Source organism: Winogradskyella thalassocola, assembly GCF_900099995.1.
Lineage (GTDB): Bacteria > Bacteroidota > Bacteroidia > Flavobacteriales > Flavobacteriaceae > Winogradskyella > Winogradskyella thalassocola.
Map to the genome: position 1 here is coordinate 15,700 of NZ_FNCZ01000009.1, position 16,013 is coordinate 31,712.

Annotated in this window: 19 protein-coding genes; 4 read left to right on the top strand and 15 right to left on the bottom strand. The window is 33.1% G+C overall.

The annotated features are described in order from the left end of the window. Positions 1-18: 18 nt before the first annotated feature. Positions 19-852, top strand: a complete 834-nt coding sequence (locus BLT80_RS16470) for a DUF4138 domain-containing protein (RefSeq protein WP_092469997.1) — start codon at positions 19-21, stop codon at positions 850-852. 125 nt (positions 853-977) lie between these two features. Here BLT80_RS16470 and BLT80_RS16475 read toward each other — a convergent pair whose 3' ends face one another. The 12 genes from BLT80_RS16475 to BLT80_RS20490 form a co-directional block, all read right to left on the bottom strand. Continuing rightward, the gene (locus BLT80_RS16475) at positions 978-2,228 is read right to left on the bottom strand and encodes a type II toxin-antitoxin system HipA family toxin (RefSeq protein ID WP_092469999.1); all 1,251 of its coding nucleotides are present in this window, start codon (positions 2,226-2,228) and stop codon (positions 978-980) included. 5 nt (positions 2,229-2,233) lie between these two features. Beyond that, entirely contained in the window at positions 2,234-2,521 is a 288-nt protein-coding gene (locus tag BLT80_RS16480) for a helix-turn-helix domain-containing protein (RefSeq protein ID WP_092470001.1), read from the bottom strand. A gap of 75 nt (positions 2,522-2,596) precedes the next feature. Beyond that, entirely contained in the window at positions 2,597-4,183 is a 1,587-nt protein-coding gene (locus BLT80_RS16485) for a type IV secretory system conjugative DNA transfer family protein (RefSeq protein ID WP_092470003.1), read from the bottom strand. A 1-nt stretch (position 4,184) separates the two neighbouring features. Next, positions 4,185-5,213, bottom strand: coding sequence for a MobB family relaxase (mobB, locus tag BLT80_RS16490; RefSeq protein WP_092470005.1), 1,029 nt, complete (start codon positions 5,211-5,213; stop codon positions 4,185-4,187). Positions 5,214-5,217: 4 nt separating this feature from the next. Next, positions 5,218-5,610 carry a BfmA/BtgA family mobilization protein gene (locus tag BLT80_RS16495; RefSeq protein WP_092470007.1) on the bottom strand — a complete coding sequence of 131 codons (393 nt, stop codon included), beginning with the start codon at positions 5,608-5,610 and terminating at the stop codon, positions 5,218-5,220. Between the two features lie 390 nt (positions 5,611-6,000). Continuing rightward, positions 6,001-6,198 (bottom strand): hypothetical protein, encoded by a 198-nt coding sequence (locus tag BLT80_RS16500; protein ID WP_092470249.1) that lies wholly within the window; start codon positions 6,196-6,198, stop codon positions 6,001-6,003. A 10-nt stretch (positions 6,199-6,208) separates the two neighbouring features. Then, complete coding sequence (locus BLT80_RS16505) at positions 6,209-6,589, bottom strand: DUF6876 family protein (RefSeq protein ID WP_092470247.1); 381 nt, start codon at positions 6,587-6,589, stop codon at positions 6,209-6,211. A 78-nt stretch (positions 6,590-6,667) separates the two neighbouring features. Continuing rightward, entirely contained in the window at positions 6,668-7,021 is a 354-nt protein-coding gene (locus BLT80_RS16510; protein WP_092470009.1) for a single-stranded DNA-binding protein, read from the bottom strand. Between the two features lie 652 nt (positions 7,022-7,673). Next, positions 7,674-7,841 carry a hypothetical protein gene (locus BLT80_RS20155; RefSeq protein ID WP_175455637.1) on the bottom strand — a complete coding sequence of 56 codons (168 nt, stop codon included), beginning with the start codon at positions 7,839-7,841 and terminating at the stop codon, positions 7,674-7,676. Positions 7,842-9,291: 1,450 nt separating this feature from the next. Further along, positions 9,292-10,218 carry a L,D-transpeptidase gene (locus tag BLT80_RS16525; protein WP_092470015.1) on the bottom strand — a complete coding sequence of 309 codons (927 nt, stop codon included), beginning with the start codon at positions 10,216-10,218 and terminating at the stop codon, positions 9,292-9,294. Further along, on the bottom strand, positions 10,215-10,952 hold the full coding sequence (locus BLT80_RS16530) for a peroxiredoxin (RefSeq protein WP_092470017.1): 738 nt from the start codon (positions 10,950-10,952) through the stop codon (positions 10,215-10,217). The genes BLT80_RS16525 and BLT80_RS16530 overlap by 4 nt, the downstream gene beginning before the upstream one ends. A gap of 122 nt (positions 10,953-11,074) precedes the next feature. After that, entirely contained in the window at positions 11,075-11,176 is a 102-nt protein-coding gene (locus BLT80_RS20490; RefSeq protein ID WP_092470251.1) for a hypothetical protein, read from the bottom strand. A gap of 189 nt (positions 11,177-11,365) precedes the next feature. On the opposite strand from BLT80_RS20490, the gene BLT80_RS16540 reads away from it, so the two are divergent. The 3 genes from BLT80_RS16540 to BLT80_RS16550 are packed head-to-tail and all read left to right on the top strand — an operon-like array spanning position 11,366 to position 13,934. After that, entirely contained in the window at positions 11,366-12,148 is a 783-nt protein-coding gene (locus BLT80_RS16540; protein ID WP_092470019.1) for an MlaE family ABC transporter permease, read from the top strand. Beyond that, positions 12,145-12,906, top strand: a complete 762-nt coding sequence (locus BLT80_RS16545; protein ID WP_092470022.1) for an ABC transporter ATP-binding protein — start codon at positions 12,145-12,147, stop codon at positions 12,904-12,906. The genes BLT80_RS16540 and BLT80_RS16545 overlap by 4 nt, the downstream gene beginning before the upstream one ends. 38 nt (positions 12,907-12,944) lie before the next feature. Continuing rightward, complete coding sequence (locus tag BLT80_RS16550) at positions 12,945-13,934, top strand: MlaD family protein (protein WP_092470025.1); 990 nt, start codon at positions 12,945-12,947, stop codon at positions 13,932-13,934. A 77-nt stretch (positions 13,935-14,011) separates the two neighbouring features. On the opposite strand, the gene BLT80_RS16555 is transcribed toward BLT80_RS16550, so the two are convergent. The 3 genes from BLT80_RS16555 to BLT80_RS20335 all read right to left on the bottom strand — a co-directional run bounded on the left by BLT80_RS16555 (position 14,012) and on the right by BLT80_RS20335 (position 15,996). Continuing rightward, complete coding sequence (locus tag BLT80_RS16555; RefSeq protein ID WP_175455638.1) at positions 14,012-14,890, bottom strand: RsiV family protein; 879 nt, start codon at positions 14,888-14,890, stop codon at positions 14,012-14,014. Between the two features lie 217 nt (positions 14,891-15,107). Beyond that, positions 15,108-15,443, bottom strand: a complete 336-nt coding sequence (locus BLT80_RS20330; protein WP_245710284.1) for a hypothetical protein — start codon at positions 15,441-15,443, stop codon at positions 15,108-15,110. Beyond that, positions 15,424-15,996 carry an HAD family hydrolase gene (locus BLT80_RS20335; protein WP_245710288.1) on the bottom strand — a complete coding sequence of 191 codons (573 nt, stop codon included), beginning with the start codon at positions 15,994-15,996 and terminating at the stop codon, positions 15,424-15,426. Before BLT80_RS20335 ends, BLT80_RS20330 begins: the two co-directional genes overlap by 20 nt. Positions 15,997-16,013 lie beyond the last annotated feature (17 nt).

Here is a 16,013-nt window from a genome sequence, read left to right on the forward strand (position 1 = left end):
ATTTAAAAACACACTCTTATGAAAACGTATATGAGCATTCTAACACTTATTATCACTTCCGCTTTTATGGAAGCCCAAACATCAGCAACACTTGACACTATTTACGCCAACGACACCAAAAATGTGGCCCTCTTTTTCCCAGAACCTATCCGCCAAGGCATCACAGGTTCCGAAAACTTTGTATTTACCTACAATCGTGAAAAAGAACAGTACTTCGGTTTATTACAAGCCAAACAAGGAAAAGAAAGCAACCTATTAGTCATTAACAACAACGGCTCCATATTTTCCTATATTGTAAAATATAAAGCACAGCTTTCTAAGCTCAATTATTTTATCCCACTAGCCTCTAGTATTGGAAATGAAAAACCAAAAGTTAAAGATTCAATTCAGACTGAAACTTCTGAAAAAAGTATTGAACACGACACTTATTATTATCAAAAATTCTGCTCATATTTACTTGATTTAAAACAACACTTCGGATATTTCACAAAACGAAATAGTCGTGTGATTTTGAATCTTGAGAATATTGTTTTTGATAAAGAAGCGCTTTACTTCGTTATTCAAATTAAGAATAATTCTACTTTGGATTATGATTTAAATTTCTTAAAACTTTCCATTGAAACCCGGAAAAAAGGTAAAAAGAAATCGTTGCAACGTTTATATCAAGAGCCTATTTTTAAACATCATCTGCCTTCTAAAATTGCCGGCAATGACACGGTAAGATTTGTATATGCTATGCATAAATTTTCACTATCGAAGGATCGAAGGGTTATTTTAGAATTGAACGAGAAAGATGGAGAGCGCAATATAGAACTTAAAGTATCCCATAAATATATCAATAACCCCAATTAATACGATTATGAAAGCCATCGCTATGCTCCTATTGGAATATTTTTGACCTTTTTTATATCAAAAAAACAGAAGAGTTACAATTTTTAAACATAGAGTAAATATTTGCACTTCCTATTTGGATTCACTTATTTACTAAAAGCCGCAGACATTAGCGTTATCTCCGAGTTTTTAATTCCGATGTCCTTCGCCACTACCTTCCAATCTTTAACTACTGTTAATACGTCAATAAGTATGGCATTCATTTCTGTATCATTTAACCTAAAATACGCACCAACACTTTTAGCAAGATCAAAGCTTAGAGCATTATCGTCCATATCTATATTCAAAGACAAACCTTCTTTTTCTATTGAAGGATTTAAATCGTACGCTGGTGATAAAATCCAACCTTTAGGCGTTAATAGAAATCCATGATTACGCATATGATCATCCGTATTAGAAATCGCGATGTTGAATACGATTCGACGCCAAAGTTGATGTAAATTAGCGTCTACATCGACACCATAATTCTCAATAAACTCAACAATTTCAAGATAACTTGGTGCAGAATCTTTGAGAATATCTTCCGTGTTTCCTGTCATCGTCATTGCAGACGCGAAGTGAATACGTTTTCTATTGTTTCTATCAAAACGTCTCGTTAGAAAAGTGTGGTATTGACCACTAATCTTTTCTATTTTGGAATCTGCCATTTGAATTCCTGCAGCAGTCGCTAATTGATATGCTAAAAACTCCCAAGCGGCTTTATCAACGGTATCGGTCTTTGATGGAAATTTTGCAATCCAAAGATTCTTCTTTGCGTCCAGAATATTCGCCTTTGGTCTTGCTCCACCTAGAGAAGATCCAGGCGCTATTAAAACGGCGATCCATTTTCTTATAGCATCACTATAATCATCACTTTCTAATTGATTTACAGCCTCTTGAAGTTCACCAAGTGAAGACCAAGGAGGTGTTGGATTTTGGTTGTCATTATCTAAAAAAGGACCATCCATTTCCGTTTTAAAGCGCAGAGCTCCCATTCGGCTCTCATCGTAAACTCCAAGAAGATAATCAATTTCATAGAGGGTACTTGCTTTTTCATTCATTGCCCTAGCCTCTTGCGCCGCCCTACGTTTCATTAAGGTCTTGCCCCAAGTGTCTGGCATACTATCTAAAAAAATCCCAAAATTCTCCTTGTTATTAGGATATTGCGGTCCCGAATAAAACATGATATCGGGATCTAGTAATCGTTGCGCATCGGTCTTTAGCCAATCTTTATCATACTCAAAACTAAAGGCCTTTTTACCTTTTGCAAAATGCGCAGAAAGCACACCAACGAGCGTTGGAGTTTCTAAACCATCCCAGTCTGCAAATACGTATATGTCAAATTTTCCTTTAGCCATTTTGCTTATAATAAATCAAGATCCTGTAATTTTCGTCCAAACTCATCATCGACGGCGAGCTTAAGAAAATCATCTTGAAGATTCAACACTCTAAACACATTAAAATAGTGCCCTATTGCTACAGCTGGGTCTCCTTTTTCAATACGATAAAGTGTTGCTCTGTGAATACCTGCACGTTCAGAAACCTGCTCTGTTGTTAACTTTCTTCTTTTTCTTGCCAGCTTTATATTCTCACCTATCTGTTCAAAAATCTTCTGATATTTAGGAAGAAGAATGGTTTTCTTAGAATTCATTTTGTCGCTTATTTAAAACAAATATAGACATATCGCTACAAATAAGCGACAATAATCAACGCACGTTACGTCTAATCACTTAAAAATTGATTGTACCTCTTCATAAATCCTATCAAAATTGGCTTGTAAGTCAGCCTCAGAATAATCCCGTGACCTTCTTGGTAATCGTTTTTCAATTTTAGGCAATTTAAATTGAACTTTTCTATCCTTTCCATCAGCGAACGTAATAAATTCACCTTCTTTTAGTCTAAAAAACACATCAGCTCTAATTTTGGCGACTTCACGTTCCCCTGTTGTAATTCGGGTGTCAAAATTGAGATTATGACCACGATTAACACTAGTAGTTTCTTTTTTAACAATTTCAAAAAAGCGTTCATAATATTTCGCGGTGTCTGGATCATTTACCTTACCAAAGAACTGATACGATAAATTACTCAAAATGGCTTTACTAGCCTTATCTCCATACATCATATCGTTTTGAATTTTGTCTTGCATCACGTAAATCGTGGCAATATCATAACTTCGTAAAGTCGCAGGAATACGGTGCATATTTAGTAACCGAATTGTAGGAGCTTCTTCCATAAGTAAAAATGAAGGATTTGAATTTCGTACACTCATTTGCTTTGTGATAGTATGCACTATAGTGGCAATAATTGGCGAATACGCAGTCTCATATTTTGGAGTATTAACGACTGAGATCACAAGCGGTTGCTCTTGCGTATTAATATTAAGAGGAACATCATCTGCAGACAGGATCATAAAAATACGTTGTGTACTTATTTTTTTAAGCGCATTAGCCAAAGTACTCTTTACTCCTGCGGTTTGTCTATCAGAATCCTTACCACTAATAAAAGCATCCGCCATCGCTCTAGATGTTGTATTAGAACTTAAAAATGCGATTAAACTATCGGTATCTAAAAATTGATACATTGCTATTAAGTGGGGCAATGTACACAGGTGTGGATAGGAGGTACGTAATTTCCAAATCAGTCCACCGATTAGTCCTTCAGCAGCATCATTAAAGAATTTTGTTGTGCCTATACTCCCCGACTCTCTTTGTTCTAATAGGTTTTCAATTAGTACTCGTGCGACTTCGTTTACGCTTTCCTCATTAATCATATATCGCGGTGCTATTGGATTTACACGATCGTAAATAGTATCGAATGAAATCACTTTAAAATCAATTTGTTTTTTTTCAAATAAAGGGAATGCCATTTCTGTAATTTCAAAGTTTTTATAATCGTGAATGACACCCGAAAATTTATAGTTGCTAAAATGCTGAAGAAAATTAAAAACGACACTCTCTGTTTTCCCACTTCCTGCAGAACCGATTATTGAAGCGCCTCGTTTAATATTATTAATTTTAAAACTACCACGTTTAGTTTTAAAATAAACCTGGTGCTTAGCATCAAAATTATATTTTTCCTTGTGAAGAAACACATATAAAACCGTGTTTATAAGCAAGAGTATACAGCCTATAAGAAGCAACACTATATACCATTGCTTTTCGTAGTAGCTGAAATTAAAAAGTAGCCCTAAACAAATTACAGTCCAAATAAGATTAATAAAAAAGGCATATTTAGTTATTTTGAAAAGGCTATAAAACAACAAGCTCATTCCAAATATCACTCCAATAACAGCTATAATTCCCTTTATCTCCATATCATATACCAATGGAACTTGATTTAATTGCCACCTCCACACCACGTTTTAAATACCTAATGGTTTTGAGCGCTAACTGTACTTGACTTGTTGGAATACTAGCCATAGGCACACCAGATTTCGACAACATTTTAAAAGCAACTGCTTTTTCACTTGCTGGCAGTCCTAATAGTGTTGTAAAGTAGAGCTTCGGATTTTTAACAAAATCTTTTTTCGATTTATAGGATTCCACATAGTTCCGTTTGTAGCCAAACGTTTTATCAAAAGTGCCTTCTGCTTTTGTAAAAAAGGCATCTCTATCAAATCCTCGTTTCACTAATTTTCCGTTCATCATAACTTCCGACGCTTTGTATTTAGATCCTGGAGACAAACTCACAGAATTTGAGGTGTCTTTTCGACTCACGATGATATGAATATGACTTTGATTACCCTCTTTTTTCATGCCTTGAACAATTCGTTTTCCATTCTGTTGATGCGGTGCATCAGCCTCCAATTTAAGTATATCGGATTTCATCTGTTTCGTATCACCTTCTAATTGACCTTGCTCAATTTTTCGAATAGCCTGTTTTAACTGAAGTATTTTTGTAGCAAACGGTTGGTTCTCTCTTACTTGTCTATCTGTACCTTTAAACTTACGTTGGTGTTCAATTTTAGCAAAATATTTTATGTTGTCGACAGTTATCGGTTTACCATTAATTTCACGATTGAAGGACTTTGCATAATCCGTCATTAGAGCTCTAGTATATCTTTTTAAATCTTCAGAATTATATTGTAAGTTTCGTAACTCTGATTGACTCGGGTTTATGGTAATAGAATAAAATTTCGGTTCTTTCTTTTTGAGTTTTGCTGTATTACCATCAATCTCTTTCACGACTTCTTTAGCTTTTATTTCATCCCCATATTGATTAAAAAAATGCTCGACATCGTCTTGCTCCAAGCCTTGATTTTCTTTCTCCAGATATGCAACAAAATCCACAGAACTTTGCGAATAATCGCCTCCTAATTTTTGAGCTGTGATGGTGATATACATATTCTTATAATTGATTATTAGACTCTTTTTTTTCTACAAACTGAACGTTCTTTTTTTTGAGTTCTTTTTCCAAAATGAGTTTCTTTTCTGCTGACTCAAATTCCATAAACAAGGATTGTAACATGGCAGTTGTAGGTTTATCATGGTGCTTTTCGATGTCTTTTATGATGGCGATTACCGCATTGATTCGTTTCTTGATTTGACTTTCTAAAGTTTTCATATTCGGTCCTAAAGTTTCGTTTGGAGATATCCCATTAGTTTCAAAAAAGTCGAGCATCATTAAAAGTGTCATTGATTTTGAGCGCGACATTTTTTTACAAAATTCATTAAATTTTTGAGCCACTGAAGTTTTAATACTTAGGCTTTCAAACCGTTCTTTTTCATATCCTTTATCCATATTTCCTTGAAAAATTTGTTGTTTTTATTGGGCTAACAGCTTTTTTCCGTGAAAAACGATGGTGAAACTTCAAAAACCAAAACAATCAATCGCTGTAAACTACTGAGTTCACTAGGGTTTTATAAAAACTGAAAACTGAAACATCGCGCTAGCGTGTTACCCTCTTGCTATTCCTTTTCGTCCAGCGCGCTGGACAAAAAAAATACCATTACACCCAAAAATGTAATGGCTTTTACCGTAATACGAATTGAAATTTGATTTTTTATGAGTGTTCTCTTTGAAGTTTAAAAGTATCTTTAGTAAACCGCTCTTTTTGTTGCAGAATATAAAATATTGGAACAAAAAAAAGACTGCCTTTTCAGACAGCCTCTTGGGTTAATAATTTAGATTTTAAATATTAAAAACATAGTCGTAAGAATACAAATTTCTTAGAGCTTCTTCTTCCAAAAGTGTATCATATTTAATATGATGTTCTTTGGCATAGCGATTCAAATCATTTCCAAATTCATGCTCAACATCTTTTTTGGAAACCGAAACCAATCGTTCTTGAGTTTCGTTATCGAGGTTCGTATAATTGAGATATACCATAGTGCAATTTTTAATATTCACTTGGAAGCATTAGCGTATTATTTACAAAAAATAATCGCAATTCATCCAAAGGAAAATCGGTTACATTATATCGGTGCGTTTCAAAAATTTTATCATTTCCATCACTATAATTAATGATGGCTTCGCATTGCTTTTCAATCTGTTCCTTTTCAGAAAGTCGTTTAAAATCAATGGTAATAAATTCACTTCTATTCGATAAACTTTTTGCAATTACGGATGCATCTGTTATAAGCCAAAAACATTCCGCTTCATTAGCCAAATATTTTAATCCGTCAGTAAAACGCGTCCCAATTAATGGAATTTTAAAGACCATTTCGGTACCGCAAAAATGTTGTAAATCGGCTTTTATTTTGTTAACTTGTGTCTTCATTGTAATTCTATTTAGTAAGATTAATACTAAAAAAGAGAGCGCATCTTTTGGATAGGAACGCTCTCTTTTAATTTTCAATTATTCAGTAGCGTTATCTCCTTTAATTCCTAAGAGCAAGATTTCATCTACGACCACTTCGGTAACGTATCTTTTTTCGCCGACTGCGGTTTCATAAGAGCGTGAGGTCAATTTCCCCTCTAGTGCTACCTCTTTTCCTTTGCCTACGTATTTCTCTACGATTTCGGCAATCTTTCCCCATGCTACAATAGTGTGCCATTGGGTGTCTGTCACTTTTTCTCCCTTAGAATCTTTGTAAGATTCATTGGTTGCGATTGAAAATTTTGCAACTTTCTTACCGTTTTCAAGGTTTGTAATTTCTGGCACGTTTCCTACGTTACCAATTAACTGTACTTTGTTTTTTAGAGTACTCATAATTAAAAAATTTAAAGATTAATATTTACCAATCTGAACGATTCAGAAAGGCTTTATTATTGATTTACTTATTATATCCAGAGCGTTTTCCTTTTTTTGTTTTTTTAACTTTTGTTCCGCTACCTTTTTATTTATTTTGTAAGATTTCATAAAATTCATTTTAGATTTACTTCCCATAGAGCCGACGCTGTTACCTTCTTTTTGTTGCTTAGTGCGCTCCAATATTCAGCTTTGTTTAGACATATAAAAAGTGCGAGGGTAGCCTGCGCTTAGCGCAGTCGAAGTGAGCCTGGTTATGCTGTCGTTCAAAGCTGAATGTTGTTATTTTGCTGTCAAAAAAAGGGATGACGGTGTTGGATTACGGAAGTGATTCTAAAGACTTTGTGAAATATAAAATCATGGGAAGTGGAACAAAATGCAAATACATTTTTATCCTTTTTAGCGAACTTGATTCACGCTTTTTACGTGAGAATAGAGTGTTCCTTTCCTGCAGAGCGGAAAGGGTTAACGGAATGAAGCGTCAAAAGTGGGGATTAGGTTCAAGACCTTGTTTAATGAAGCTCTTTTATCGGAATGAAGCTTTTTGCGGAATGTAGAGAAATGTGCTGAATGGATTGATAATATAATCTTCTCCTGTAAACTAAACATTATTTTAAAACAACTTTACTTGAATATCCAAAATACCATCGTTTTTTGAAACTTTATTCTTTTTAAAAATGACTTTTAGAGCTTTTCGTCGTTTCTCATAAATCCATTTTCTAAGATTATTCAACATACCCATTTCATAATCCGAAAGTTCTTCTTGTGCTATTTCAATCATAATTTCTAATTGGTCTTTTCTTTTAGTCTACATTGCATATTGAAACACTAGTCATGCCATGTGTAAATGTTTGCCCATTCTGTTTACATGGGTCCTTCAAAAGTAATTAAGTATAATATAGGCTAAAGTCTCAATAAGTGATGCCATTCTATCTCCAGTCATTGAGCTAGCTATTCGTGATAATTGTATTCTTCTGAGTATGTCTTTTGGTATGGTATTTTCCATTCCAATTTAAAAACGGTTATATGACTTATAATGTAATCCATAAAATCGAAGACGAAATCGAACTGAACTACTTTTAAATTTTCCCTGATGTGAGATTTTAAATTAAACGTTATCTAATAATACTTGATAATTCGCAGGATACTTATCTCTTCACTAAGCCAAATGACTTTCTCCACTATCGGCATCGTAATTTTCACTATATAATTGATAATACTTTCAACTTCTTGTACTGACATATTGGGTTTTTCAGATACTTGCTTCATGATACTTAGTTTTTTTTGATTAAACAATATTTGAGCAGTCTCTATACGAAAGCTAGAATTACAGTATAAAAGGAAGCGGAATAAATAAGTGTTTGATGATACATAAGCTTTATGTCGTGATCTTTTATAGGGGGTATTTTACGAGTTTATCTTTGTGCTGATATTGATTAAATACTTTCTACTTATCTTTTTTTTATAAAGGACTATATAAAAAAATAAGAACCAGCACAAATCGGCCCCTTACTTACAACAACAAAAGCTAATCGTTTAACTCTTGAATTTTCTTATCAAAACTTCCTATACACTCTTTCAAGCGTGCTTCACGCTTGTTTATCTCTTCTGCATATTTCTTTTCAATATTGGCAATTTTGGTTTTAATACCCTTGCATCGAATTGTCGAATTAAATATAAGAAAGGCACCATTTCATCTACCGAAATTGATTTTTTATTTTCGATATAATCGGTTTGACGAATCATCTAAACCTAACTTCAAATTACTTGTTATTCTCAATATGCCTCTTACGGGTTTCTCTTTCGTTGATTTTAACGTTCAGTTTTCAGCTCACATTCAGAATAGTCGTAACGTTAGTATTCTTTCATAATTGCTTCTATAGTAGATTTAATCGGAACTTCAATTATTTCAATATCATTCAGAAGGTAGACTTTCAATCCCCTTTTTTCCAATTACGGTATAGTTAGCTGGTTATTGTCGTCAGCTACTCAAATTTTCGAATTTCAAGAATCAACAGTATTTTTTTTTAACTGATATACATAATTTCAGTTGTGGCATCGACTTTGCAACTTTGGTCTTGCACCATTTACCTTCTAAAATCTGTAACATATATTAGTTGTTTACAGACCCACACTTAACGTTTGAAGAAATAGCATTTATAAGAAATAATACTCTTGAAGAAATTAAACAATTATTGAATGAAGCTGAAAAGAGTTACAAATTAGTTTATTTAATAGATATCCTTTAAGGTAATAATATCGCCCATTTCATTAACGCCACTCAAATCGTATCGAATATTTATCTTGGTGTTGATAGGTGCATAAAAATAAATAACCCAAGCATCGGCTTCCTTAACACCAATACAGCCATTAGAATAAGCTTTCCCTAAAGTTCTAGGATTAGTAGTCGGATGAATAAGCTGTCCGTAGCGTAGCCCGTTTATTTCTGTCTCTATAAATGGAATTTGGGGCAATTTGGTCACTTTCCCATCATCTCGTTTGGTTACAAAATATTGATGATTATTTACCGGATTTACATATCTGGGATTACGCACATGATTAATAATAAACCCCTTTCCTGTTTTTGTTCTTAAATCCTGAATTCTTCCTGACATTTCTAAATATTTCTTCTCATCTCTACCAACTCGGATAGGAAATTCAAAAAGTTGAACTGAGTCCTCATAAATGCGAAGTTTAAATTCAGGGATATTGATATCTATCGTTGTGTTATCAAATGAATTCAATATTTTTTTAGCTTTACTAGAATCTGGGATTATAATTGTATTTCCCATCGGTAAGGCTATCATCTTTTTTTGATTATAAACAAAAGAATCCTTTGCCATCATTCTATAATAATCCGTATTTTGAAGAGTATCTATAATCCAAGGATTAGCTCTTACTAAAACGTGTTCGCTTAAACCATAAGTTGTTAAAGGCTGATATCGATGAACAAGAGAATCTAAATAGTTAAAGTAATTCTCAATTAACACCTCTTTCTGTACAACTACTTTTTTTACTGAAATGGATTTAGAGAAAATTTCAGTATTTGCCAAATTTAAAGACAAATTAAAAACCTCATCTTTTGGACAGCAAAATTTAAGCGTAAACAATAAAATGATAGTGATGGATATAACGAAAAACGCCACGATTTTTTTCACCTTACAAGCAGTTTAGGCTTCTTCAGAATCTTATCTAATACTTCTTTCTTACCTAATGGTTTTGTACAAAAGAACCAATCTTTACAGTTTAATTCATCTGTAGATGTCATTCGTTCTTCTGCAATACCACAAGAGCCTGCTGGAGAAATAATAACATCATCACCAGGATTCCAATCAGCAGGTGTAGCCACTTCAAATTCATCTGAAGTTTGCATCGCAATTAAAGCGCGATAGATTTCATCGAAGTTTCTACCAAGACTTAACGGATAATAAATAATCGCCCTAATCATGCTTTTAGGATCTATAAAAAACACTGCTCTAACCGCTTGTGTTTTACTTTCACCAGGCTGAATCATGCCATATTTTTTGGCGACTTTCATAGCAATGTCTTCAATTAATGGAAATTTGACTTCAATGTTTTTCATTCCATTAAATTCAATTTTTTCCTTAATAGTTCGCAACCATGCAATATGGCTGTATAAACCATCTATTGAAAGTCCTACCAATTTACAATTGGCCTTATCAAACTTATCTTCTAGATGAGCAAAAGTTATAAACTCGCTTGTACAAACCGGTGTGAAATCTGCCGGATGGCTAAATAAAATAACCCATTCTCCTTTATAATCTGAAGGAAAATTAATATTGCCTTGTGTTGTTATCGCCTTAAAATCTGGTGCTTTATCTCCAATCCTTGGCATTGATATTATTTGCTCATGATCTTGTAGTATTTCCATAATATTTATTTTTAAATTCTATCTATAGCACAATTTACTTAGGATTGTGCTTTTGTTTTTTAAGTTATTATCTCCGCCAACAAATTGGGTGACCAATAGTAGAGAGCACATGTTTAGCTTTTTCAAAAATCGTGCTTAGTATGATAATCAAACGAGACCGTTTCATCATCTTGCGCAACTTTTACTTCGCTGATATTGTTAATCTCAGAAAGTCTCTTAATAATCGTGTTTTCACAACCACCACATTTTAAGTTTTATATATGAACCGTAGTTCTCATATTGCTTTTTGGTATTACTAAAATTAGTTGGAATAAGTTTCATGTAAAATGATTTATATCAGTCTTTAAATATGACTTATATCATTTTGTAAAACTCATCATTCTAATATATTTGGTTACACTCTTAAACAAAGCATGTCTGGAAATTCTAAAATTAAAAATCGATTACATGTGTTCTTAATTGAACTAGGAGACTTATCGTTTTTTACGAGTCGTTTTTTCAAGGAAGTATTTAAGCACCCTTTTGAGTTTAAAGAGTTGTTCCGCCAGTGCTATAATATGGGCAATCGCTCCTTATTATTGGTTGGTATAACATGTTTTATTATAGGTTTAGTATTGGATTTACAGACGCGTCCTACATTAATGGAATTTGGGGCTGTGTCCTGGATGCCATCCATGGTTAGTATTTCTATAGTAAGAGAAATTGGACCTATTATTACTGCTTTGGTTTGTGCAGGCAGAATTGGCTCTGGCATAGGTGCCGAATTGGGGTCAATGCGCGTTACCGAACAAATAGACGCTATGGAAGTTTCTGGGACTAACCCGTTTAAATACCTTGTTGTAACACGTGTATTGGCAGTAACATTAATGTTACCCTTATTAGTAATCATTGGAGATGCCATTTCTCTTTTTGGTTCTTTTTTAGTTGAAAATCTTAAAGGCAACGTGTCATTTACACTTTATTTTAATCAAGTTTTTGATTCCATTGAATTTGGAGACATCATTCCTGCGACTATTAAATCTTTCTTTTTTGGTTTAGCGATCGGAATTGTGGGATGTTACAAAGGTTATTATTGCACTAAAGGTACCGAAGGTGTTGGTAAAGCTGCTAATTCTGCCGTAGTGGTTAGTTCTTTATTGCTATTTATTATCGATTTTATTGCTGTGTTTGTAACAGATATTTTTTACGATTTATGAAAGACAACAAAAACATATCAAATCCAGAAATAGTTCTTCAAATTATGGACTTACACAAAAGCTTTGGAGATAACCATGTGCTAAATGGCTTTAATATGAAACTTTATAAAGGTGAAAACTTAGTCATTATGGGAAAGTCTGGTTCAGGGAAATCTGTAATGATAAAATGTTTGGTGGGTTTAATGCAAGCCGATAGTGGTTTAATTTCAGTTATGGGTAAAGATATTACGACGTTAACTCAAGAGGCTTTAGATATTTTAAGAGCTGATATTGGATTTTTGTTTCAAGGTAGTGCGCTGTATGATTCTATGACTGTTCGTGAAAATTTAGAATTTCCTCTAAGACGTCATTCTAAAAAAAAGCACAAAGATTCAAATACCGAAGCACTTGTTTTGGAAGCTTTAACCAACGTTGGTTTAGCTCATGCTATAGATTTAATGCCTTCGGAATTATCTGGTGGTATGAAACGTCGTGTGGCTTTAGCGAGAACTTTAATTCTTCAACCCAAAATCATTCTTTATGATGAACCTACTAGTGGATTAGATCCTATTACTGCAAAAGAAATTATCATTCTTATGCAAGACGTTCAGAAAAAATATAACACCTCGTCACTTATTATAACGCATGATGTAGATTGTGCTCGCGTTATTTCAGATCGTATGTTGTTGCTTATTGATGGTATTGATTATGCTGTTGGTACATATACAGCTTTATCAACGTCTGAAGACCCAAAAATTAAAGCTTTTTTTAAACATTAATATGCCTTTCATTTAAAGGAAGACACAAATTATATACAATGAAAAAAACAAACTCACAAAAACTACGATTGGGATCTTTTGTCCTCATAGGTACCATCCTTTTTATAGCAGGTGTGTATTTAATTGGGCAACGTCAAGATATGTTTAAAAAGACCTTTACATTGAGTTCTTATTTTCAGAATGTCAACGGTCTTCAAAAAGGAAATAATGTACGCTATTCTGGTATTGATATTGGGACGGTTAAAAATATTTTAATGATTAATGATTCTACAATAAAAGTAGAAATGTCTATCGAGGAAAAGATTCTTTCGCACATTAAAAAAAATGCGATTGCTACTATTGGATCAGACGGATTAGTTGGGAATATGATTGTGAATATCGTTCCAGGCAAAGGAGCGTCAGAAATTATAGAAAATGAAGACATCATAGCATCTTACAGTAGAATTGGAACGGATGATATTTTAAATACTCTTAACACAAGCTCTGAAAATGCAGCTATACTGACTTCAGATTTATTGAAAATTACAAACAGAATTACAACAGGAAAAGGCACCATAGGTGTGCTTATCAATGATACCATTATGGCACAAGATTTAAAACAGTCTATTCATAATTTAAAAATAGCAAGTCGTGGTGCTTCTCATACTATTGCAGAGTTAAATAGTATTGTTTCTTCGGTAAAAACAGAAGATAATACCATTTTAGGAATGTTGTTGAATGATTCTATTTCAGCTGGAAAATTGAAAACAGTTGTAACTAATCTTGAGATATCAAGTGCAGAAATTGAGACGCTGTTAAATAATGCCAATGCCGTTGTAAGTGATTTTAATTCTAGTAATGGAGCTTATAATTATATGGTAAAGGATACTTCGTTGGTTAATAGCTTAAAATCTACGCTTAAAAATATAAACGAAGGCACTGATAAATTCAATCAAAATATGGAAGCCTTAAAACACAACTTTTTAACTCGTGGTTATTTTAGAAAATTAGAACGACAAGAGAAAAAAGAAGTTAAAACGAAAGAATGATTGTATGTTATAATAGCTATAATTGTTTTGGCTTCCCAATACCGTTTTTAGTAGAGCGTAATTCTATAACGTATAAATTAAAAGACTAACGGATTAGACTCGTATTTTTTTAAAACCGATAGCAAATCTGTTAAAGGAATTTCTATGGAGTACGTACCAGTATAGGATGGGCATATGACACAATCATCAAAATAAAATTCTATATATGTATCATTGAGTACAAAGTTATTTTTACTCGTAAAAAAATCATCCGAAGAAACTTCCCAACAGTCGTAATACATGTCTCCTTTACCAATTTGACTGTTTATACTTTCATTTATAATACTTACTAATTCTTCTTCTGACCCTTGACTAAAAAAGTCTTCATAAGTCATAAAAGTTCCTCTGTTTAAGTCAAAATTAAAACAATCAAACGAAAAGCTAGGATGCATTGCTCCGTTATAAAAATTCTCTTTGTAAAACAATACGCTTACAAGTTGGTCATTTACATTATAAATTTTGTAATCTATAAAGCGTTCTTCTCTAATTTTTTTTGCTGTAATACTATCGCATAATAATTTATTCTCTAAGATATCCGATTCTGTTTGGGTGATATTAATGTAATAATCATTAATAAATTCATTGAAATTACTGTTCGTGGGTTTATAAGATTCGTTGAGCAATGGGTATTTAAAATTGATGGTGTAATCTTTTTTATCGACGAGATATTTTTTATCAATAATCAATTCTACTAGCTCTTCACTTTCGTCTTTTTTTGCAATGAATTGTTTTTGCTTTAATTCAATAGTAATAGATTTATTTAAGGATTCAATATCTAAGTCCTTTATTTTTATAGTATCCTTCACTATTGGATTTGTATCTTCTTTAAGATTATGATCAATGTTGCTTTCTTCTCGCTTTTCATTTTTACAAGTTAAAAAGATTAGAAATAATAATACTATATATAAATATTTCACATTCATGGTTTTACAAATTGGTTGCGTTTTAATTTACCTGTAATCTCATCTGTTTTTATTTAGAAACCAACAGAGAAATTTATCTGGATTTATGTGTTGAAGCTAATTTATTCAGAATGTTTGCTTTAGACTATGATATTGGTCAGTTCTACTAAAATCAAATGAGTTGATCTCTTTCTTTGTTTAAAGATCAATTGTAATTTTAATAAAACAGCAATTAATTCACTTTGTCGCGAAGCAGTCGTAAAGCTTTTAAAACCAATACAATGGTTGAGCCTTCATGAAAAGCAACAGCTACACCTATATTTGTTAACCCTAAAATGGTTACAGGAACCAGCAGCATTACAACACCTAGACTTATGAAAATGTTCTGTTTTATAATACGTTTAGACGCTCTACTCAAACCAATAACAAAAGGTAAATTTTCAATTTTATCTGACATTAATGCGACATCGGCTGTTTCTAAAGCAACATCACTTCCTGCGGCTCCCATGGCAATACTAACGGTGCTCAATGCCATTGCAGGAGCGTCATTAGCACCATCTCCAACCATGGCTATTTTTTTTGTCGCGCTTGATTAATTGTTTTATAGCTGAAATTTTATCTTCTGGTAGTAAGTTCCCTTTGGCTTCCATGAGTCCAATTTGTTTAGCAATGGCATCTCCAACATTTTGATGATCACCTGTGAGCATAATCATGTATTTAATGCCAATTTCTTTTAAGCGTAATAGAGTAGAAATAGCCGTTTTTCGAGGTAAATCCATACCACTAATTAGTCCAACGATTTCATTATTAAAAGCCGCTAGCATTACGGCATGTCCATTTTGTAAAAGCTGATCCATTTTAGAGTGGATAGAATCATTCACTTTTATGTCTGAGTCTTCCATCAGTTTTACATTTCCGATGAATGCTTTTTTGCTCTCATAATTTGCTTGAATACCTTTTCCTTGTATGGCGTTAACATTTGAGGCTTTATTATCGAAATCAATAGTGTATTTTAGCTTTAAATCATTTGCTATGGCTTTTGCTAGAAGATGATCGCTTAAACTTTCGACTTCAAACACCAACTTAGCCAAGGTCTTTTCATCGATATTATTTAACGGAATTAGATTTGTAAGTTTAG